Source organism: Streptomyces sp. MS19, assembly GCF_047200595.1.
Lineage (GTDB): Bacteria > Actinomycetota > Actinomycetes > Streptomycetales > Streptomycetaceae > Streptomyces.
The window spans coordinates 34,890-53,362 of sequence record NZ_JBJZOH010000002.1 but is presented as its reverse complement, the minus strand read 5'-3'; the positions used below and the strand labels follow the sequence as shown (position 1 = coordinate 53,362).

At 75.6% G+C, this 18,473-nt stretch carries 17 protein-coding genes and 1 riboswitch; of the genes, 11 read left to right on the top strand and 6 right to left on the bottom strand.

Annotated elements, in window-relative coordinates; genetic code table 11:
• Positions 1-3 precede the first annotated feature (3 nt).
• Both thiS and thiO read right to left on the bottom strand, forming a co-directional pair.
• Positions 4-231, bottom strand: coding sequence for a sulfur carrier protein ThiS (gene thiS, locus ACL02R_RS02780; RefSeq protein WP_362963307.1), 228 nt, complete (start codon positions 229-231; stop codon positions 4-6).
• Entirely contained in the window at positions 228-1,406 is a 1,179-nt protein-coding gene (thiO, locus tag ACL02R_RS02775) for a glycine oxidase ThiO (RefSeq protein ID WP_412795211.1), read from the bottom strand. The genes thiS and thiO overlap by 4 nt, the downstream gene beginning before the upstream one ends.
• Positions 1,397-1,508: riboswitch (TPP riboswitch) on the bottom strand. Its footprint overlaps the gene before it by 10 nt.
• Before the next feature lie 232 nt (positions 1,509-1,740).
• Here thiO and ACL02R_RS02770 point away from each other — a divergent pair.
• The 3 genes from ACL02R_RS02770 (at position 1,741) to ACL02R_RS02760 (ending at position 4,772) form a co-directional block, all read left to right on the top strand.
• On the top strand, positions 1,741-2,646 hold the full coding sequence (locus tag ACL02R_RS02770; RefSeq protein WP_412795210.1) for a DUF1996 domain-containing protein: 906 nt from the start codon (positions 1,741-1,743) through the stop codon (positions 2,644-2,646).
• Between the two features lie 44 nt (positions 2,647-2,690).
• On the top strand, positions 2,691-3,308 hold the full coding sequence (locus ACL02R_RS02765; RefSeq protein ID WP_412795209.1) for a DUF305 domain-containing protein: 618 nt from the start codon (positions 2,691-2,693) through the stop codon (positions 3,306-3,308).
• A gap of 129 nt (positions 3,309-3,437) precedes the next feature.
• Complete coding sequence (locus tag ACL02R_RS02760; RefSeq protein ID WP_412795208.1) at positions 3,438-4,772, top strand: family 16 glycosylhydrolase; 1,335 nt, start codon at positions 3,438-3,440, stop codon at positions 4,770-4,772.
• Between the two features lie 72 nt (positions 4,773-4,844).
• Here ACL02R_RS02760 and ACL02R_RS02755 read toward each other — a convergent pair whose 3' ends face one another.
• Entirely contained in the window at positions 4,845-5,951 is a 1,107-nt protein-coding gene (locus ACL02R_RS02755; protein ID WP_412795207.1) for a LacI family DNA-binding transcriptional regulator, read from the bottom strand.
• 59 nt (positions 5,952-6,010) lie between these two features.
• Between ACL02R_RS02755 and ACL02R_RS02750 the strand changes: the two genes are divergently transcribed.
• From ACL02R_RS02750 to ACL02R_RS02730, 5 genes are all read left to right on the top strand, one after another.
• Positions 6,011-7,222, top strand: a complete 1,212-nt coding sequence (locus ACL02R_RS02750) for an NAD(P)/FAD-dependent oxidoreductase (protein ID WP_412795206.1) — start codon at positions 6,011-6,013, stop codon at positions 7,220-7,222.
• An 83-nt stretch (positions 7,223-7,305) separates the two neighbouring features.
• Entirely contained in the window at positions 7,306-7,671 is a 366-nt protein-coding gene (locus ACL02R_RS02745) for an Rv2175c family DNA-binding protein (RefSeq protein WP_412795205.1), read from the top strand.
• Between the two features lie 91 nt (positions 7,672-7,762).
• Positions 7,763-8,395 (top strand): thiamine phosphate synthase, encoded by a 633-nt coding sequence (gene thiE / locus ACL02R_RS02740; RefSeq protein ID WP_412795204.1) that lies wholly within the window; start codon positions 7,763-7,765, stop codon positions 8,393-8,395.
• Positions 8,396-8,492: 97 nt separating this feature from the next.
• Positions 8,493-9,419: a methylenetetrahydrofolate reductase [NAD(P)H] gene (gene metF, locus ACL02R_RS02735; protein ID WP_412795203.1), complete on the top strand. Its 927-nt coding sequence runs from the start codon at positions 8,493-8,495 to the stop codon at positions 9,417-9,419.
• A gap of 23 nt (positions 9,420-9,442) precedes the next feature.
• The gene (locus ACL02R_RS02730) at positions 9,443-10,462 is read left to right on the top strand and encodes a hypothetical protein (RefSeq protein ID WP_412795202.1); all 1,020 of its coding nucleotides are present in this window, start codon (positions 9,443-9,445) and stop codon (positions 10,460-10,462) included.
• A 16-nt stretch (positions 10,463-10,478) separates the two neighbouring features.
• Here ACL02R_RS02730 and ACL02R_RS02725 read toward each other — a convergent pair whose 3' ends face one another.
• Both ACL02R_RS02725 and ACL02R_RS02720 read right to left on the bottom strand, forming a co-directional pair.
• Positions 10,479-11,915, bottom strand: a complete 1,437-nt coding sequence (locus ACL02R_RS02725) for a phytoene desaturase family protein (RefSeq protein ID WP_412795201.1) — start codon at positions 11,913-11,915, stop codon at positions 10,479-10,481.
• 211 nt (positions 11,916-12,126) lie between these two features.
• Positions 12,127-12,738, bottom strand: coding sequence for a TetR/AcrR family transcriptional regulator (locus ACL02R_RS02720; RefSeq protein ID WP_412795200.1), 612 nt, complete (start codon positions 12,736-12,738; stop codon positions 12,127-12,129).
• Between the two features lie 129 nt (positions 12,739-12,867).
• On the opposite strand from ACL02R_RS02720, the gene ACL02R_RS02715 reads away from it, so the two are divergent.
• The 3 genes from ACL02R_RS02715 to ACL02R_RS02705 all read left to right on the top strand — a co-directional run bounded on the left by ACL02R_RS02715 (position 12,868) and on the right by ACL02R_RS02705 (position 14,882).
• Positions 12,868-13,389, top strand: a complete 522-nt coding sequence (locus ACL02R_RS02715; RefSeq protein WP_412795199.1) for an SAV_6107 family HEPN domain-containing protein — start codon at positions 12,868-12,870, stop codon at positions 13,387-13,389.
• Positions 13,390-13,456: 67 nt separating this feature from the next.
• The gene (locus ACL02R_RS02710; RefSeq protein ID WP_412795198.1) at positions 13,457-14,272 is read left to right on the top strand and encodes a methyltransferase; all 816 of its coding nucleotides are present in this window, start codon (positions 13,457-13,459) and stop codon (positions 14,270-14,272) included.
• Positions 14,273-14,480: 208 nt separating this feature from the next.
• Entirely contained in the window at positions 14,481-14,882 is a 402-nt protein-coding gene (locus ACL02R_RS02705; protein ID WP_412795197.1) for a DUF3040 domain-containing protein, read from the top strand.
• Between the two features lie 1,193 nt (positions 14,883-16,075).
• On the opposite strand, the gene ACL02R_RS02700 is transcribed toward ACL02R_RS02705, so the two are convergent.
• Positions 16,076-18,472, bottom strand: a complete 2,397-nt coding sequence (locus ACL02R_RS02700; RefSeq protein WP_412795196.1) for a DUF3488 and DUF4129 domain-containing transglutaminase family protein — start codon at positions 18,470-18,472, stop codon at positions 16,076-16,078.
• Between the last annotated feature and the right edge of the window lies 1 nt (position 18,473).

Genomic DNA, 18,473 nt, shown 5'->3' with positions numbered 1-18,473 from the left:
CGGTCAGCCTCCCTGTACGGCGGTCAGTACCTCGATCCGGTCGCCGTCCGCCAGGGCCGTGACCGGCCACCGGCCGCGCGGGACCACGGCCTCGTTGACGGCGGCGGCGATGCCGGACGGCGCGCGGCTCAGCTCACCGACGACGGCGGCGAGCGTCGTGCCGGGGGCGTACGCGCGTGCCTCCCCGTTCACCCACAGCGTGATGCCGCCGGTGGCCTCGCGGCCGGTCATACGGGTACCTCCCGGTGGTCGTGGTCGAAGCGGCGCGCGCCGAACGGGCGGGCTTCGGCGGGCAGTTCGCCGGTGGTGAGCGCTTCGGCGAGGGCGTCGCCCGTGACCGGCGCGAGCAGCACGCCGTTGCGGCCGTGGCCGGTCGCCAGGTGCAGTCCCGGCAGCGCGGTCGGGCCGAGGAGCGGGGCGTTGTCGGGGCTCACGGGCCGCAGCCCGGCGCGGGCCTCGGCCAGCGGCAGCTCGGTCAGTCCCGGCAGCAGCTCGTGCGCGTCGCGCAGCAGCCCGTAGACCCCGCCCGCCGTCACCTCCGTGTCCATGCCGCGCTCCTCGACCGTCGCGCCGAGCACCAGCTCGCCGCTGCGGCGCGGCACCAGGTACACCTGCTCGCCGCGCACGACCGCGCGGACCGTCCGCGACAGGAACGGCTGCCGCGTGTCCGGCATGCGCAGCCGCAGGACCTGCCCCTTCACCGGCCGTACCGGCACCGCCACCCCGGGCGGCAGCCCCGCCAGGTCGCCGCTGCGGCAGCCGCCCGCGAGGACCGTCCGCTCCGCCGCGAGCCGCGTGCCGTCGGCCAGGACGACGCCGGTCGCGCGGTCGCCCGCGAGGGTGAGCCGGGCGGCGTCCGAGCGGTGCAGCGCCACCCCGGCCCGTTCGCACGCCGTCAGCAGCGCCGCCACGAGCAGGCGCGGATCGGCCTGGTGGTCCCCGTCCACGCGCACCCCGCCGCGTACGCCGGGCGCGAGCATCGGTTCGAGGCGGCGGCACTCGCGGCCCGTCAGCCACTGCGTGTCCAGGCCGCAGCGCTCCTGGAGGAGCCGCAGCTCCCGCAACTGGGCGCGGTCGTCGGCGTCGAGCGCCACCTGGAGCGTGCCGCGGGCGCGGTGGCCGACGTCCGCGCCCGCCGCGTCCGCCAGTTCGGCGGCGAAGGCGGGCCAGCGGGCGGCCGAGGCGAGGTTGAGGTCGAGCAGCGCCTCCTCGCCGTGGTGCAGCTCGGTGACGGCCGCGAGCATCCCGGCCGCGACCAGCGCCGCGCCGCCGCCCGGCCGCGCGTCCGCGACGGCGGTCCGCAGCCCGCGCCCCGCCGCCCGCCAGGCCGTCACCAGTCCGATGACGCCGCCGCCGACGACCACGGCGTCGTACGCGCCGGCCGCCGTGCGTGCGCGCGTGTCCACGCGACTCCTCCCTTCGCCGGAATGACCCGGATCAGGTTCGTACGGTCGGAGGCCGCCCGCCTCCCTCTCAGCCCGGTGCGCCGGACTCCCGTGGGTGTTTACGCTCGCCCGCCAGCGTAGTACGCCGGGGCCGCGCGCGGTGGGCGGGGGACGGGCGGCGGGGCGGTCCCGGCGGCGTCCCGGCCCCATGTCCGGGAAATGACAGGCGAGTTCCGGGAATGTGCGGGACTCCTTGACGCTCTCTTGGGGCGCTCTTAGTGTCCGGCCTCAGAGAGCGCTCTCTGACGGCCGCGCGCCCAGCGCGGAAGTCACCCCCCACTCGTAAGGAGAGCCCGTGAACCTGACCCAAGTCCGGCGCCCGCCATGGCAGGCGCTCCTGGCCGTCCTGGCCGTGGCGGCCGTGGTCGCCTCGCAGCTGTTCACCGGATCGACGGGCCGCGCGGCCCAGAACGAGCAGTCGCAGGCGGCCGTCGGACCGAACGTCGTCCGCGTCGCCGAGTTCGTGGCCGAGTGCGAGTTCAGCCACCGGCGCCCCGACGACCCGATCATCTTCCCCGGCCTGCCGGGCGCGTCCCACTCGCACAGCTTCTTCGGGAGCACCGTGACGGACGCGTACACGAACCTGAGCGACCTGCTGGCCTCGGACAGCACCTGTGACCCGGCGATCGACCTGTCCTCCTACTGGGTGCCGACGCTGTTCGTGAACGACCAGCCGGTGGAGCCGCAGAGCGCGACGTTCTACTACCTCGGCGAGGGCGTCAACGACCAGACGATCGCCAACACCCAGGCGCTGCCGCAGGGCCTGAAGATCGTGGCGGGCAACGCCATGGCCACCAGCCCCGAGGGCACCATCGCGCGCTGGTCGTGTCTGCACGCGGGGCACGTCAACCCGTCCCAGAACTTCGTCAACTGCCCCGCCGGCACGGCGCTTGAGTCGTACCTCGACTTCCCGCAGTGCTGGAACGGCCGTGACCTGGACTCCCCCGACCACAAGAGCCACATGGCCTACCCCGTGGGCGGCACCTGCCCCTCCACGCACCCGGTGGCCGTGCCCAAGCTCCGTCAGGTACTGCGCTACCCCGTGAACGGTGACCCCTCCAACTTCCGCCTCGCATCAGGACCCGGATACACGATGCACGGAGACTTCTTCAACGCCTGGCCGACCGCCGAGATGGAACGGCGCGTGCGCGACTGCATCCGCCCGATCATCAAGTGCGGCCCGAACGGCTCTCCGTCCTGACCCGTCCGACCTGACCGTCCGACCACCGGAACCGGAGGCACCCCATGACGACCGCCGCCACAGCCCGTGTCCTGGCCGGCACCCTGCTGGCCGCCGTGCTCCTCGCGGGCTGCGGCGGCGGTTCGGACGGGGGTGACGGCGCCCCGGCGGCGGAGCCCGCCACCGCCCCGCCCGCCCCCGCGTCGCCCGGCGCGACCGTGGCCGACGAGGACCGCGTCCTCAACTTCACGGACCTGGCCTGGGTCCAGCTGATGATCCCGCTGACCGACCAGGTGCGCCCGGTGCTCGACCTGGTGACGGAACGCGCCGCCGACCCGGCGTTCGGCGAGTTCGCGGCCGGGCTCGCCGCGGCGGGCGAGGAGGACCTCGCCACGCTGCACGGGCTCCTCGAAGCGGACGGCGTGCCGTACACGAACCCGCACGCCGGGCACAACATGCCGGGCATGGTGACCGAGGACGAACTCGCCGCCCTTGAGGCGACGGACGGCGAGGAGTTCGAAGCGCAGGCCCGCGCGCTCGTCAGGGAGTTCCTCGAACACACCGTCACCGTCGCGGACGGTGAGCAGGACGCCGGGGAGGCGCCCGAGGCCGTCGCGCTCGCCGCCGACCTCGACGCGTCCGCCACCGCGCTCCTCGACGAACTGACCGCGCTCGGCGGCTGACCGGACCCCACCACCCCCACCACCCCACCCCCCCTCAGGCCTGTCCGCCGGCGGCCCCTCGTCGTGGCCGCCCGAACCCCACCACCCCCACCACCCCCACATCCCCCACGGGAAAGGAACAGCACCACCATGCACCTCATCCCCCCACGCACCGGACGGCGCCGAGGCCGCGTCACCGGAGCGCTGACCGCCGCCTTCGCGTCGGTCGTGAGCCTCGTCGCCCTGGCGGGCCCCTCCTCGGCGGCCGCCGACGAGGTCCTGCTGTCGTACAACAAGCCCGCCCAGGCCTCCTCGTCGCAGCACGACGGGAGCTGCTGGGAGTGCACCCCGGCGCGCGCGTTCGACTTCGACCCCGCCAGCCGCTGGGCCACTGACGCCGAGACCGGCTGGGTCGATCCCGGCTGGATCTCCGTGGACCTCGGCGCCACCGCCGACATCAGCCGCGTCGTCCTCCAGTGGGACCCCGCGTACGCCCGCTCGTACCAGATCCAGGTGTCCGACGACAACGCCACCTGGACGACGATCCACGAGACGGCGAACGGCACCGGCTTCAAGGAGGACATCGCCGTCAGCGGCACCGGGCGCTACGTCCGGATGTACGGCACGCAGCGCTCCGGCCCGTACGGCTACTCCCTCTGGGAGTTCCAGGTGTACGGCACCGGCGGCGCGCCCGAGGCACCCCCGGTCCCGCCGGACCCGGCCGACCCGCCCACCCTGGTGTGGAGCGACGAGTTCGAGGGCGCGGCCGGGAGCATCCCCGACCAGACCAAGTGGAGCGCCGACCCCGGCAACGGGCGCAACAACGAGCTCCAGATCTACACGGACAACCGCAACACGCTCCTGGACGGCAACGGCAACCTCGTCATCGAGTCGCGCCGCGAGGAGACCCCCGGCTCGTCCTGCCCCGCCGACCCGCTGAGCGGCAGCACCACCTGCCAGTACACGTCGGGCCGCATCAACACCTACAGCAAGTTCGACTTCACCTACGGCCGGGTCGAGGCCCGCATCCAGACCGCCACCACGCGCGGCATGTGGCCCGCGTTCTGGATGCTCGGCTCGGACTTCTACGACGAGGGCCGTCCGTGGCCGTACACCGGTGAGATCGACATCATGGAGCACATAGGCTCCGAGCCCAACACCGTCCACTCCACCCTGCACGCCCCGGCGTACAACGGCGGGAACGGCTACGGCTCGTCGTACGAACTGCCCACGCCCGCGGGCGCCGGCTTCCACGTCTACGCCGTGGAGTGGGACAGCCAGGGCATGGTCTTCACGGTGGACGACCAGGTGATCCACACCGTGGACCGCGAGGAGCTGGAGACGACGGTCGGGCCCTGGGTCTTCGACCACGACTTCTTCATCATCCTGAACACGGCCGTCGGCGGCGACTGGCCGGGACCGCCGGACGGTTCGACCGTCTTCCCGCAGCGCATGCTGGTGGACTACGTCCGCGTGTACCAGTGACCCATCCCGCCCCCGTCCCGCCCGGCTCCCCCCGGGCGGGACGGGGGCGGTGCCGTGCGGTGCCGTGCGGCGTCAGGCGCTGCCGCGCACCACCAGGGCGGGGCGGAACAGGACGGAGGACGAGGGCCGCTCCGGCGCCGCGCCGTCACCCCCGTCGGCCCCGTCGCCGTCGTCCGTGCTTCCCCCCGCGATCTGCCGCAGCAGCAGCCGCGCCATCTCGGCGGCCATCTCCTCCACGGGCTGCCGCACCGTCGTCAGCGGCGGGTCGGACGCCAGCGCCGAACTGCTGTCGTCGAAGCCGACCACCGCGACATCCTCCGGCACCCGCTTCCCCAGCCGGTGCAGCATCGTCACCGCGCCCAGCGCCATCAGGTCGGACGCGACGAACACCCCGTCGAGGTCCGGCCGCCGCGCCAGCAGCGCCCGTATCCCGTCACCGCCGCTCGCCTGCGTGAAGTCCCCTTCGGCGACGGCCACCTCACGCAGCCCCCGTTCCTCAAGGGCTCCGCGGAAGCCCGCCAGCCGTTCCTGCGCCACCGGCATGTCCTGCGGCCCGGCGATCGTCCCCAGCCGCCGCCTGCCGATCGACGTCAGGTGGTCCGCCGCGAGCCGCGCCCCCGCCACCTGGTCGGAGTCCACGTACGTCAGCGACGCCGTGGCCGCCGCCTGCGGGCGCCCCGCCAGCACGGCGGGCAGCGTCGTCCCCGCGAGCAGGCCCGGCAGCGGATCGGCCGCGTGCGACGAGATCAGCACCACGCCGTCCACGTGCCCCTGCTGGAGGTAGCCGAGCAGCTGCGCGCGGGACGCCTCGTCGTCCGCCAGCATCAGCACCACCTGCACGCCGCGCGGGCGCAGCACGTCGAGCAGCCCGCCCGCCACCCGGCCGAAGTACGGGTCGGTGAAGATGCGCCCGATGAACGGGCCTGTGATGTCGCGCTGTTCCTGCTCGGAGACGACGAGCGCCACCGAGTCCGTGCGCCGCGTCACCAGCGAACGGGCCGCGCGGTTGGGCACGTAGCGCGTCTGCGTGATGGCCTCCTCGACCAGCTTGCGCAGCCGGGGATCGACGGTCGCCTCGCCGTTGATCACGCGCGAGACGGTCGCCCGGGACACCCCCGCGGCGCGCGCCACGTGTTCCAGCGTCACGGGTCGGGGCTGCGAGCGGTGGTCCGTCGTCACACCGCCCTTTATACCCTCGTCGTTGTGACGCCGGGCGGCGCCCTCGTAGGGTGGAGCACGTGACGAAGCGCAGCGCCGTGATCGCCGGCGCCGGACTGGCCGGGGTGCAGACCGCCGTCGAACTGCGCGGACAGGGCTGGGACGGCGCCGTCACCCTCGTCGGCGCCGAGCCCCACGCGCCCTACGACCGCCCGCCGCTGTCCAAGGCCGTGCTGCTCGGCACCGCCGACGGCGCGCCCCTCGACGTGGACCTCGCCGCGCTCGGCGTCGACGTCCGCCTCGGCCGCACCGCCACCGCGCTGCGCCCGGACGACCGCGTGCTCGACACCGACGCGGGACCGCTGGAGTACGACGAACTGGTCATCGCCACCGGCGCCGACGCCGTCACCCTGCCCGGCACCACCGGCGTCCCCGGCGTGCACGTCCTGCGCACCCTGGACGACGCCCGCGCCCTGCGGCCCGTCCTGGAGGCCGGGGGCAGCGTCGTCGCGGTCGGCGCGGGCTGGATCGGCGCCGAGGCCGCCACCGCCGCCGCCAGGGCGGGCAGCCCCGTCACCGTCGTCGAGGCCGCGCCGCACGTCCTGGCCGGGGCGCTGCCGCCCGAGGTCACCGCGCCGATGCGTGCCTGGTACGAGGAGGCGGGCGTCACGCTCCGCACCGGCGCGCCCGTGACCGGCGTGCGCGGCGGCGAGGTCGAGCTGGCGGACGGCACGGTCCTCGGCGCCGACGCCGTCCTCGTCGGCGTCGGCTCGCGGCCCGCCACCGGCTGGCTGCGCGGCTCCGGCGTCCCGCTCGCCGCCGACGGCTCGGTCGCCGCCGACGCCGCCCTGCGCGCCGGGGTCCCCGGCGTCCACGCGGTCGGCGACTGCGCGTCCTTCCCGTCCGCGCGCTACGGGCGGCGGCTGCTGGTCCACCACTGGGACAACGCGCTGAACGGTGCCCGCACCGCCGCCGCCGACATCCTCGGCCTGCCGGACGCCGTCCACGACCCGGTGCCGTACTTCTGGTCCGAGCAGTTCGACCGCTACGTGCAGTACGCCGGACGGCACGACCCCGCCGACACCCTCGTCCGGCGCGGCGACCCGGCGGCGGGCGACCGCGCCTGGTCCGTCCTGTGGCTGCGCGCGGACGGCACGCCCACCGCCGTCCTGGCCGTCGACAGGCCCCGGGACCTGGCCCAGGGCCGCCGCCTGATCGCCCGCGGCACGCGCCTCGACCCGCTGCGCGCCGCCGATCCGGGGCTCGCGCTGAACAAGGCCACCGCGGACTGACGCCCCCGCCGGACACCCGTCCTTCCCCCGGGGGGAGGGCTCCCCGCTGACGACTGTCGGCGGGAGATGGCACGCTGGGGGGCGTGACCGAGATTGATGCGAAGACCGACGCTCTCGTCCCCGCCTGGCTCACCCTGCCCGACATCGCCGAACAGCTCGGCGTCGAGGTGACCCGTGTGCGCCAGCTGGTCAAGGAAGGCCAGCTGATCGCCGTGCGCAGGGGCGAGAACCGTGTCCTCCAGGTACCCGCCGACTTCATCGACGGCGACAAGATCGCGAAGGGGCTGGCCGGAACGCTCACCCTGCTCCGTGACGACGGCTTCACGGACGAGGAGATGCTGGAGTGGCTGTTCACGCCCGACGACACCCTGCCCGGGACCCCCGCGCAGGCGCTGCGCGAGAATCGCGGGACGGAGGTGAAGCGCCGGGCCCAGGCGCTCGCCGTGTGACCCGCCCGTAGAACCCGTCCACCGGTGGGGCGGCCCGCGCCCCGCGGCCCGCCCCACCGGCAGCCCGTACCACTGAAGGAAAGCCTCCCGCATGCTCGCCGACGCCCGGCTCTACCTGTGCACCGACGCCAGAAAGCGGCAGGGCGACCTGCCGGAGTTCCTCGACGCCGTCCTGGGCGGCGGCGTGGACATCGTGCAGCTGCGGGACAAGGGCATGGAGGCCGCCGAGGAGCTGGAGCACCTGGCGGTGTTCGCCGACGCGTGCCGCCGCCACGGGAAGCTCCTCGCCGTCAACGACCGGGCCGACGTCGCGCACGCCGCGGGCTCCGACGTGCTCCACCTCGGCCAGGGCGACCTGCCGGTCCCGGCCGCCCGCGCCCTCCTCGGCGACCGGGTGCTGATAGGCCGCTCCACCCACACCCCCGAGCAGGTGGACGCCGCACTGGCCGCCCCCGGCACCGACTACTTCTGCACGGGCCCCTGCTGGCCGACACCCACCAAGCCGGGCCGCCCGGCCGCCGGGCTGTCCCTCGTCCGCCACGCGGCGGCGCGGCGGCCCGCCCTGCCCTGGTTCGCCATCGGCGGCATCGGCGCGGACAACCTCGACGAGGTCCTGGACGCGGGGGCGCGCCGGGTCGTCGTCGTCCGGGCCCTCACCGAGGCGGAGGACCCCGGGGCCGCCGCCGCCGGACTGGCCGCGCGGCTGCGCGAACACCCGCTGTGACGCGTACCGCGCCGCCCCACGCCGGCTCCTCCAGGCCGCTGTCCGGTCGGCGGACAGCGGCGGACGCGGCGGCGCGGTGATCGGTAGCCTGGCCGATATGGCCCTTGGTATGCCCAGCAGGTCGCTGGACCGCGCCCGGACCGTGCGCGACCTGATCGCCGCGGGGACGCGCTCGTACTCGTTCGAGTTCACCCCGCCCCGCACGGAGCAGGGCGAGCGGACGCTGTGGAACGCCATCCGCCGTGTCGAGGCGGTCGCGCCGACGTTCGTCTCCGTGACCTACGGCGCGGGCGGCTCGTCCCGCGAGCGCACGGTCCGCGCCACCGAGCGCATCGCCACCGAGACCACCCTGACGCCCGTCGCCCACCTCACCGCCGTGAACCACTCCGTCGGCGAGCTGCGCAACATCGTCGGCCAGTACGCCGCCGGCGGCATCCGCAACATGCTCGCGCTGCGCGGCGACCCGCCCGGCGACCCGATGGGGGAGTGGACGCAGCACCCCGAGGGCGTCCGGTACGCGGCGGAACTCGTCCGCCTCATCAAGGAGTCGGGCGACTTCTGCGTGGGCGTCGCCGCCTTCCCCGAGATGCACCCGAGGTCCACCGACTGGGACACCGACGTCCGGCACTTCGTCGACAAGTGCCGCGCGGGCGCCGACTTCGCGCTCACCCAGATGTTCTTCTACCCCGAGGACTACCTGCGGCTGCGCGACCGGGTGGCCGCCGCCGGCTGCGAGACACCGATCATCCCCGAGATCATGCCGATCGCCAACGTGCGGCAGATCGAGCGGTTCAAGCAGCTCAGCAACGCCACGTTCCCCCCTGAGTTGGAAAGACGCATCCTCGCCGTCAAAGACGATCCGTTGGCTGTACGCTCGGTCGGGATCGATTTCGCCACGGAGTTGTGCGCGCGGCTGATGGACGAGGACATCCCCGGACTGCACTTCGTCACGCTCAACACGACGCTCCACTCCACGGCGACGCTGGACGTCTACAAGAACCTCGGGCTGCACCGGCGGACCTGAGGCCCTGCTGAGAAGGGGCGTACATGGCCTGGGCGGTCCTCTACATCGCGTTCGGAGTGGTGGCGCTCTGGCTGCTCGGCGAGGTCCTCCTCCAGTACAAGGCGCGGCTGCGGTGGCGGCTGCTGGCGTTCTGCGGCTTCCTGCTCGTCGTCATCGGCGTGGTGATCCCGTCGGTCCCGGTCATCGCCCTGGGCACCGTCGCGTTCGCGTCGGGGCAGACGTTCGTCACCCTGTCCTTCCGGCGCGGCTTCTCCACCGGCTGGGCCCTCGGCGGCAAGCCGGGCACCAGCAGGCGGCGCCGCGCCGTGCAGCCCATGGCGCCGGCGCCCGACGGGGAGGCGGGTGACGGCGGCGACGACGCCATGACGCCCCCCGCCCGGCCGGACGACACCCCGGTGGACGGCGTGCCACGGGCGCACGACGGCGCCCCGGACGCCCCCGGCGGCCAGGCCGGCCAGGACACGCACGACGGCTACGACGCCTACGACGGCCTCGACAGCACCCAGGTGCACGCCCGCGTCCCCTCCGGCGACGACGAGCACGCGCACGCCGCCCCGGGCGAGGAGATATACGCCGCCACCGCCGACACGCCGTACGGCGACCCCTACCTCGGCGGCTACGCCCCCGAGCCCGCCGCCTACGGCGAGGCCCCCAGCACGGTCTACGCCGTCCACGACACCGGCGAGAACTACGCCGCCTACCAGGACCCGTACCTCGACGCCACGAGCGGCTACCAGCAGGGCGGCCAGCCCTGGACCGGCGGCTACCCGGGCCACGGCCACGGCGACGGCGGCGGCCCCTCGTCGGGGCAGTGGCCCGCCGCCGGGCAGTACTACCAGGAGACGCCGCCCGGCGGGGTGTGGGTCCCGCAGCAGCGCGACACCGCCCAGGGGCAGGACGCCGGGTACGGCTACCCGCCCGCGCAGCAGGACGGCTACCCGTCCGGCGACCCGTACGACCCCTCCGGGCAGGCCTACTACCCGTCCTACCCGGAGTACTCCGAGTACTCCGAGTACTCGGACAACGACCAGCAGCGCTACTGACCGCGGGTCCGGCGGCTCACGTCGAGCCGTGCCACTCCGGGCCCTCCACGATCAGCCCCGCCGCCATCGCCCCCGACATCCCCGCGTGCGCCAGCCCGCCGCCCGGATGGGCGAGCCCGCCGACCCGGTACGCGCCGGGCAGCCGCCCGGTGTTCGGCGCGGCGAGGAAGGCACCGTCCGCGCCCGCGAGCGCCGGTCCCGGGACGAGTCCGCCGGGCACCCCCGTGTCCCGCTCGACGTCCGCCGGGGTGTGCGCGTGCCGCCACAGCAGCCGCGCGCGCAGCCCGAGCCCGGCGGCGTCGGCGGCGGTGAGCAGCCGTTCGGCGAACGCGTCGGCCACCCCCGGCGCGGTCCAGTCCGCCCGCCCCGGGCCCGTGCCCTGCGGCGGGGCGGGCGCGGAGAGCGTCACGGCCTCGTGCGCGCCGTCCGGGCGCGACGCGGGATCGTCCGGCCGCAGGACGCGCACGGTGGGGCCGGCGGGCCCGCCGGGCGCGGGGTGCAGCAGCGTGCGGTGCGGCGCGTCGGCGGGGCGCGCGCCGCGCAGCGCGAGGAACAGCGTGAAGCGGCCGGTCCCCTCCCGCGGCACGCCCCCGAGTCCCGGCGCGCCCCACACCACCGCGTCCGCCGCCACGACGCCGCCGTCGGCCAGTTCCACGCCGCCCGCGCGCCCGTCGCGCGCCAGCACCCGCGCCGCGCCCGTACCGAAGCGGAACTCCACCCGCCGCTCCGCGCAACGCTCCCGCACCGCGTCCGCCAGCGCCCGCATCCCGCCCGCCGGGTACCAGAGGCCGAACGTCTGCTCCAGATAGGCCAGTACGGCCGCGCTCGCGGGCACGCGCGCCGGGTCGCACCCGTACTCCCGCACCGTGCCCGTCAGCATGGCGGCGAGCCGTGGGTCGCGCAGCCCGTCGTCCGCGAGGGCGGCCAGCGTCGGCGGGGTCCTGCGGCGCAGCAGGCCGCGCGGCCGCGCGGGGAACGGGTCCTGGCCGAGCACCGCCGTCGGCTCACCGGCGAGCAGCGGCTCCTCCACCAGCGGGCGGCGCGTCGTCTCCCACGTGCTCCTCGCGCGGCCGAGCAGGTCGGCCCAGCGCTCGCCCGCCCCGGCGCCCAGCGCGTCGTCCAGCGCCTGCACGGCGCCGCCGCGCGCCGCCGGGACCCGTACGGCCGTGCCGTCCGCGAAGCGGTGCTCGGCCAGCGGGTCGATCCGCGCGAGACCGACGCACTCGGCGAGTTCGCGCCGTCCCGTCTTCACGAACAGGTCCCGCCACACGGCGGGCAGGTGCAGCAGCCCCGGGCCCGTGTCGAACGCGAAACCGTCGCGTTCCCACCGCCCCACCGCGCCGCCGTGCGTCCCGCTCCGCTCCACCACCGTCACCCGGTGGCCCGCGACGGCCAGCCTGGCGGCGGCGGCCATGGCGCCCATACCGGCGCCGACCACCACGATCCGTGCCATGGCCAGGACATTACCGGTCGCCCGCCCGACTCTTGATCCGGCCCGGCGGGGGGAAGGAACCGGGGGGCGGCGCGGGGACGGAGAAGGACGCGTCCGCAAAGCCGTGCGGCACGGACGGGGGAGCGACGGGGGACGGACGAGGGAGGCCGTGGGCCGTACCGCCGACACGGGGCGGCGGTACGGCCCACGGCACGCGCCGGGGCGCGGCTCCTCAGCCGGCCGCGGTGAGCCGGCCGCGCAGCGGCGCCGCCAGCGCCTCGTGCACCTCGTCCAGCGAACGCCCCGGGTGGAACGTCCGCCAGTCCAGGCCGCCCGTCACCACCAGCCCCACCAGCGACCCGGCCGTCAGCTCCACGTCCAGCGACTCCCGCAGCTCACCCGCCTTCACGCCCTCCTGGAGCACGTCGGCCACCACGCCGAGCACCTCGCGCCTGGCCTCCACGAGCGTCGGGTACCACGGTCTGCCGGTCCGCCACAGCTCGGCGACGAGGAGCCGCGTGAAGTCCGTGCGGCCCGCGATCGAGACGAGACCGGCGCGCGCCATGGCGGCCAGCGCGTCCATCGCGCCGCCGCCGCACGACCGCGCGGCGTCCGCCGCCTCGCGCAGCGCCGCGGTGAGCGGGCCCGTGCCGTTGCGCAGCAGCTGCTCGAACAGCTCGGTCTTCCCGGCGAAGTTGTAGTAGACGGTCCCCTTCGCGACCCCGGCCCGCTCGGCGATCTGCTCCACCGTCGTGGACGCGAAGCCCTGCTCGGCGATCAGCGCGACCGCCGCGTCGTAGAGCCGCTGCCGTGTGGCACCGCGTCGGTTGCTGGTGCGTGTCATGGCCCGATTCTCCACCTCAGCGCACCCCCGTTTGCACCTGCTCAGAGGCTTCTCCGGACGGATTGTCAGACCCATACGTCACCATGTCGGCAGATGGACCGTTGAGTGACGACTGACTGGAGGCTCGTCATGACCGGACTCCCGATCGACGTGCACGCCGTACCGCGGAAGGCACCCGTGCCGGCCGCGGCGCATGACCTGCTCGCCCAGGCCGAGCGCCGTCTCGACGAGGCGTCCGTCCTGACCGACCCGGGGGAGGCGTACGTCGCCGCCCATCTCGCCGCGCTGCGGGCCGCCGCGGCCCTCGTCGCCGTCCGGGGCCGCCCGGGGAGCACGGAGCGCGCCCGCCGCCGCATCCGCAGCGTGTGGGAGGTGCTTCCGGAGATAGCGCCCGAGCTGGCGGAGTGGAGCGTCCTGTTCGCGGCGAGCGCGGACCGGCGGGCCAGGATCGACGCCGGCATCAAGGACGTGGCCGGCCGGCAGGACGCGGACGACCTGCGCCGCGCGGCGGGCTTCTTCGTCCGGCTCGTGGACGAGGCGCTGTTCCCCGGCGCGCGGGCCCGCACCGTGCGGCTCCCGCTCGCCAGGGACGCCGCGGAGGGCGGCCGGGCCGGCGGCGCGGACGGCCCGGCGGGTCCTGCCGCCCAGTAGGGTGGTGCAGCCCCCGCACGACGCGGCCGGAGAACAGGTGCCGCACCGCAGCAAGGAGCCGTCCGCAATGCCGCCAGAGCCGAGTGTCCGTGACACGCAGGGACCGGTGGCACCGGGCCCGCACACCGCGCTGCGCACCGGCGTCGTCTGGGAGGCACTGCGCCAGGCACTCGCCGACCTGGCGGCCCGCACCGGCCGCGAGACGCTCGACGTGCTCGACACCGGGGGCGGCAGCGGCAGCTTCGCCGTGCCGGTGGCCGGTCTCGGGCACCGCGTCACCGTCGTGGACCCCAGCCCCGACGCGCTGTTCGCGCTGGAGCGGCGTGCCGCCGAGAAGGGCGTCGCCGAGCGCGTGCGCGGCGTCCAGGGCGACACCCAGGACCTCCACGAGGTCGTGGGCCATGTGACGTTCGACATGGTCCTGTGCCACGGCGTGCTGGAGTACCTCGACGATCCGGCCGCCGGGCTGCGCGCCGTGGCGCGCGCCCTCCGCCCCGGGGACGGCGTGCTCAGCCTGCTCGTGGCCGGTGTGGGCGGCGCCGTGCTGTCCCGGGCGCTGGCCGGGCGGTTCACCGAGGCCCGCCGCGCCCTGGGCGACCCGGCGGGCCGCTGGGGCGACGCCGACCCCGTGCCGCACCGCTTCACCGTGCCCCAACTCGCCGCGCTGGCCGACGAGGCGGGCCTCGCCGTCCAGGCCACCCAGGGGGTCCGGGTGTTCGCCGACCTCGTGCCGGGCGCCCTGGTGGACACCGAGCCGGACGCGCTCCAGCAGCTCGCGCGGCTGGAGGCGGAGGCGGCGGCCCTCCCCGCCTTCCAGGCCATCGCGGGCCAGCTCCACCTGCTCGCCGCCACCGGCGGCTCCGCACTACGGGGAGAACTCTAGGCCGCACTCCTCGTATCATCGGGAAGAGCCACCCGGCATGACCCGGCGGCGGCAGGGGAATGAGATGTCCACCGCCCCGCAGGGTCCGGGAGGCAAGCTGTTGTGGGCGAAACTGGCGTACAGGGGTGGGTTTCACAGGGAGACATCTCTGCCTATCCTTGAAGGGTCGGATCGGGTCGCCACCGCGACCGACGAGTAGGAGGACTCCGTGCCGCTCTCGGACCACGAGCAGCGCATGCTCGAACAAATGGAGCGAGCGCTGTACGCCGAAGATCCCAAATTCGCGACAACGCTTGAGGGTAACGAGCTGCGCACGTTCACCCGCCGACGGGTCTACCAGGCGATCGCCGGATTCGTCGTGGGCATCGGCCTGCTCATGGGAGGCATGGTCGCGCAGCAGGTGTGGCTCAGCGTGGTCGGTTTCCTGATCATGCTCGGCTGTGCCGTCGTCGCCGTCACCGGGTGGCGCAGGACACCGCAGACATCCGCCGCCACCCCGCAGGGCGGCGGCGCGGGTGGCCGACAGGCGGGCCGGCAGAAGCAGCGCCGGACCATGATGAACCGGATCGAGGACCGCTGGCAGCGCCGCCGCGACGAGCGCGAGAGCTGACAGCGGCAGCCGGTCTCCACGGCTTGTCCGACCGCAGGGCCGCCCCCGCCCAGGGGCGGCCCTGCGGCATGCCCGGGACCTTCCCGGGACTCCGGTGCCTGGGGGAACGGTCCGGCTGCCCGCGCGCGGCCTGGCGGGTCTCCGTGCGTGACCGAGCAGTGGCGACCACCGGCCGTCAGCAAGCCGTGACCGGCATGACCGCCCACTCCTGGCCCGGCGGGTCTCTGCCCGTGGCCGAGCGGGCCCGGGGCGCCGGCCGTCAGTGAGCGTCGACCGCCGGGGCCGCCCGCCCCGCGGCGTTCCCGGCCGGTACCGGAGCCTTCCTGCCCGGCACGGCTGCCCACGCGTGGCCCGGCGGGTCCCGGCCCGTGGCGGAACGGCTCGCGTTCCCGCCCGTCAGCTTCTTGCGGGGCTCCTGCCGGGTGAGGCTGTCCACGCGTGGCCTGGCGCGTCTCCGCCTGTGGCCGAGCGGGCCCGGGGCGCCGGCCGTCAGTGAGCGTCGACCGCCGGGGCCGCCCGCCCCGCGGCGTTCCCGGCGCCGGTTCGGCGGGGGAGCGGCAGCGGCGGACCGGCCGGACCTGCCGCCGGGGCGCCCCCGGCCGGGACCGGGGGAGTGGCCTGGTGACCACAGGCCGTCAGCGTGGGTTGACCGGGGTCGCCCTTCCGGGGGGTGGGCGCCCGCCGCGCCCCCCAGGAGAGAAACGGCGGGCTGCCCCCTGGGGCGCGTCTTCCAGGTCTTCCCTGGCACGCGCTGCCGACGTGGGGGCACCTCCCACGTTCCCTTGGGCCTGGGGGGAGCCTCGCTGCGTTGTCGCATCGCGAGGCGAGGCACCGCGTCCGACAACGCGGCCTGACCCGACAAGATCCAAAGGACACGCCCTGAGCGGCGCCTCAAAGCCTCCCGCACTCGGGGCCGCTCCCCCTGTCGGCCGGCCCGGCCGGCCGGGTTCCACGGGGCGAGGGGCCGGCCGCGGCACCCTGCGTCCCACGGGCCGTTGTCCGCCCGGCAGCCGGTACGAAGCCCCGGGGCCGGGCGCGCGTGCGGACTGTCATCGGTCTCGTCCGCCATGGCCGGGCCGAGGGCCCTGACGTGGGCGGGTGGTGCTGGTGCCGTGCGGGGACCGGTTCCGGGTGTCCGTGGCGGGAGTGCGCGCCCGCCCGTCACCCGGGGCGTGCGGTGGGCGCCACCGTCCTCAGGCGCCGTGCCGCCCCAGGCGGGGTACGAGCCGCCGCAGCGCCGACCGCAGACGGTGAGCGAACGCCGCCCGCCGTGCGGACCACCGGTGGATCACCCGAATGGCGGAACGCGGCAGAACCGCCGCCCGCAGCCGCTCCCACCGCCCGGCCGACGCCCGCAGCCCCCGCCGCGCCGTCCGCACGTCCTCCGCGAGCCGCCCGGCCCGCCCGCGGTCCGCCTCCGGCGCGTACAGCTCGCGCTCGACCGCGTCGGCCAGCCGGTGGACCGCCGCCGCGGGCTCCCCGCCGAGGGACGCGACGCGCACGATCCGCCCCGCCGCCGCGCGCGGCGTCTCCGAAGCGGCCGGGGTGATGCCGAAGTCCCAGGCACTGTCACCGAGTTCCTGCCACGCGCCCAGCGGCCCGCCCTCCGCGCCCAACCGCCGCCGCCGTGCCCGGCGCCGCCACAGCAGCGGACTCACCGCCACGGCCACCAGCACGACCCCCGCGCCGGTCCACAGCGCGGGCCAGGACGCGAACGCCGCCTCGTCCCGCGCACTCTCCGGCGTACTCGGCTGGTCCGTCCGGCAGGCGCCCAGCGACGAGCCGGGCGCGCAGTCCGCCGGGACGCTCGGCGAGGGCGACGGCACGGCCTCCGCCGTCTCCTCCCCGGCCGGCTCCCGCTCCTCGCGCTCCCCGGGGTCGGGCCGCTCGGACTCCGGCCGGGTGTACGCGGGGCTGCTGCCCTGGCCGGGCGTCGGCTCGAAGCGGACCCAGCCGACGCCCTCGAAATACAGCTCCGGCCAGGCGTGCGCGTTGTGGACACCCACCTCGTACACGTCGTCCGGCAGCCGGGTGCCCGGCGTGAAGCCCACCGCGACCTGCGCGGGGATGCCCAGCGTGCGCGCCATCGTCGCCATGGTGAAGGCGAAGTGCACGCAGAAGCCCTCCCGGTCGCGCAGGAACGTCAGGATCGAGTCGGAGCTGCTGCCCGAGGAGACGGACGTGTCGTACCGGAAACCGCCCGCCCGGGTGAACCAGTCCTGGAGGGCGACGGCGCGCGCCAGGTCGTCGCGCGCCCCCGCGGTCACTTCGGCGGCCATCGCGGCGACCTCCGGCGGCAGGCTGCGCGGGAGACGCGTGTAGTACTTGCGCAGTTCCTCGGGCGCGGCCGGGGCCGTGGACAGCTGCTCGGCGGTCGGCTCCACCAGCAGGTGGTCCACCGAGTACGCGAGCCCCCGCGTCGTCAACCGCCTGTCGTCCGACGTGAGGGTCTGCGAGCCCTTGTCGAAACTCCAGTCGCCCTGGGCCTCGACCGCCTGGGCCGGGTAGGGGACGGGCAGCGACGACTGGACGTACGTGTCGGTCGCCGTGATCTCCGTGGCCACCCGTGTCACCGCGACCTCGGGGCCGAGACCCGGCACGACCCACGGCGGGTCGGGCGGCGTCTCCTCGCGCCAGCCGGAGGACGTCCACTGCGTGCCGTCGAACTCGTCGAGCGCCGTCAGCCGCAGGTACATCCCGGACGGGTCGGGGCTCGTCGTCCGGTAGTACAGGACCGGGCTGTCCTGCGGCTGGTTGAGCTGGTCCTGGAGGGCCACCACCGGGTTGAGCGAGGTCGAGGCCGACCGCTCGCCCCCGCCGCCCCCGCCGCCCCCGCCGCGCGACGTGTCGAGCAGCCCGGTCCCGAGCGACGGCAGCAGCGCCGGCACCGCCACGGCCACCCCGAGCGTCAGCGCGCCGATGCGGCGGCCCGCGCGCACGCGGGGCGCCGCGCCGGGGCCGCGGTCGTACGGCGTCCCGGGGCGCGCGCCGCCCGGCGCGCCGAACACATGCCCCCACCGCGCCACGCGGTCCCTGCTCTCGGCCAGCAGCAGCACGAGGTAACCGGCCGCCGCGACAAGGAAGTACGGCCGGCCCGAGTCGTTCCCGCCGACCCCGGCCGCCACCGAGTAGAGCGCGAGCAGCGGCAGCCCGGCGGACGCGGCGCCGCGCACCGTCACCGCGAGCACGTCCACCATCAGCCCGATGAGCAGCACGCCGCCGAAGACCATCAGCCGGATGCCGTCCGTCTCCGGGGCGGGCGCGGTGTAGCGGCCGATGTCGTCCGCCCCGGCGGTCAGCAGCCTGCCCAGCTCGCCGAAGGCCGCGGGTCCCGGGAGGAGGCCGCCCAGGGCGTACGCGGACGCCGAGACCGCCGTCAGCGCCACCACCGAGACGGCCAGCTGCACGGCGACCGTGACCGGGGCGGGGGCGCGCACCTGGCGTGTGACGACCCCGAAGGCCGTCTGCCCCGCGAGGAGGATGGCGGCCTGGGCGTACCAGTCCGTGCCGTCGACCAGCGGCAGCAGCGCGGCGGCCGCCGCCATCGTCGCGAACCAGGAGGCGAACGCCATCCGCACCCTGTTGTCCATC

Bases quoted from the DNA above. Each gene is read 5' to 3' on its own strand.
- ACL02R_RS02710 (WP_412795198.1), top strand. From the start codon at position 13,457: ATGCCGCCAGAGCCGAGTGTCCGTGACACGCAGGGACCGGTGGCACCG.
- ACL02R_RS02725 (WP_412795201.1), bottom strand. From the start codon at position 11,915: ATGGCACGGATCGTGGTGGTCGGCGCCGGTATGGGCGCCATGGCCGCC.
- ACL02R_RS02760 (WP_412795208.1), top strand. From the start codon at position 3,438: ATGCACCTCATCCCCCCACGCACCGGACGGCGCCGAGGCCGCGTCACC.
- ACL02R_RS02720 (WP_412795200.1), bottom strand. From the start codon at position 12,738: ATGACACGCACCAGCAACCGACGCGGTGCCACACGGCAGCGGCTCTAC.
- ACL02R_RS02715 (WP_412795199.1), top strand. From the start codon at position 12,868: ATGACCGGACTCCCGATCGACGTGCACGCCGTACCGCGGAAGGCACCC.
- ACL02R_RS02730 (WP_412795202.1), top strand. From the start codon at position 9,443: ATGGCCTGGGCGGTCCTCTACATCGCGTTCGGAGTGGTGGCGCTCTGG.
- ACL02R_RS02765 (WP_412795209.1), top strand. From the start codon at position 2,691: ATGACGACCGCCGCCACAGCCCGTGTCCTGGCCGGCACCCTGCTGGCC.
- thiS (WP_362963307.1), bottom strand. From the start codon at position 231: ATGACCGGCCGCGAGGCCACCGGCGGCATCACGCTGTGGGTGAACGGG.
- metF (WP_412795203.1), top strand. From the start codon at position 8,493: ATGGCCCTTGGTATGCCCAGCAGGTCGCTGGACCGCGCCCGGACCGTG.
- thiE (WP_412795204.1), top strand. From the start codon at position 7,763: ATGCTCGCCGACGCCCGGCTCTACCTGTGCACCGACGCCAGAAAGCGG.
- ACL02R_RS02700 (WP_412795196.1), bottom strand. From the start codon at position 18,472: ATGGACAACAGGGTGCGGATGGCGTTCGCCTCCTGGTTCGCGACGATG.